Here is a 1227-nt window from a genome sequence, read left to right as displayed (position 1 = left end):
ATTTTTTTGCCTCTAGATGTGTGTTTTTATTCTTACTTGCCTTTTTTCTCTAAGTAATTTCCGGTTGTGACACTTGGGGTGCGGAAGGTGGGTTAAAAGTACAGAATTCCGAGGAGCCGTGTTCCGTAAACGCAGATAGCCGTAGAGAACTTCCTTCTCACCAGAACTTAGCTCATTGATATCATGTATGGCACCAGAGGTAGTTCGTACAGGAAATAGGAGCTGTCCATCAGCCTGAGGTTGCGCTCCTAAAAACTCTTTACCAGGGAAAAAAGTTGTAAACAGTTCTTTTAATGTATTAGTTAGCGTGTCACTTTCGCCACCCGTTGTGCTAATCTCTTTCGCAAGAAGTTGACGAATATAGCCTGAAGCCATTTCTGCCTTCAAGTTTAAATATTTGTTTGTGTAGTTGTAGAGTGTATGTTGCCGCAATTGCTGTTCATTTGACTCAAGACTAAGGTTAATTGCGTTAATTTTTTCACGGGCGTAATTTCGACTAGCTCCATGATAATCAATGATGCCAATGTGCTGGGGCTTATAATTGCCAAATACAAGCTCAAGAATTTGTGATGGTGCTATGTCTATATTACTATTAGGATGTATTGTTATACGACCAACGTGAGAAGTCTGCTTTAAATCCTTAATTAGAGATGGAACTGTCTTTCTGATATGCTGTTCTCTAATAGGCGTGTATATACGTTGTTGCACTGCCAGAGATTCTACATTGGTGAATCCCCCCTGCCAATCTTGAAGTGAGGCCCCCTGCCAAATTTGATTTTGTAGAAGACTACTTGCATTATCTTGTAATAGCTTATTTGTCTCATTTAAAAGGTAGTTATTTTCTTCAGGAGATAGCCAAATCTCTACAACTACCTCTATTGGCTGATTCTTATCTTGAAACAGAGATAAGATATCCTCTTGTCTACTGCTATTAATTTGGAATTCATTGAACCACTGCTGCAACTCATTCTGCTGATAACCTCCATAGGCTGACTTTAACAGTCGGATTGCATCCAAAACGCATGACTTTCCACAGCCGTTTGACCCAGCAATAACAACAACCTCGCTCAAGTCTGTAAGCTTAAGACCAGTAATCGCACGAAAATTTTTGATTTCAAGGCTACAAATACGCATTATTTAACTTTTATTTAACTTTAAGATTAATACTACCCACATTCCATTAGAATATACGCCATCTTCTTGACGTTTGATTGTAGAATAGTAAAA

At 38.7% G+C, this 1227-nt stretch carries 1 protein-coding gene; it reads right to left on the bottom strand.

The window, feature by feature from the left end:
* Window positions 1-12 precede the first annotated feature (12 nt).
* On the bottom strand, window positions 13-1134 hold the full coding sequence (locus V7K46_RS29120; RefSeq protein ID WP_335119459.1) for an AAA family ATPase: 1122 nt from the start codon (window positions 1132-1134) through the stop codon (window positions 13-15).
* Between the last annotated feature and the right edge of the window lie 93 nt (window positions 1135-1227).

Source organism: Nostoc sp. (assembly GCF_036917395.1).
Taxonomy (GTDB): Bacteria; Cyanobacteriota; Cyanobacteriia; order Cyanobacteriales; family Nostocaceae; genus Nostoc.
The sequence above is the reverse complement of the archived record's forward strand: the minus strand, read 5'-3'. Positions and strand labels throughout refer to the sequence as shown.

Excerpts from the sequence above, each read along its gene's own strand:
- V7K46_RS29120 (WP_335119459.1), bottom strand. The coding sequence starts at position 1,134 with ATGCGTATTTGTAGCCTTGAAATCAAAAATTTTCGTGCGATTACTGGT.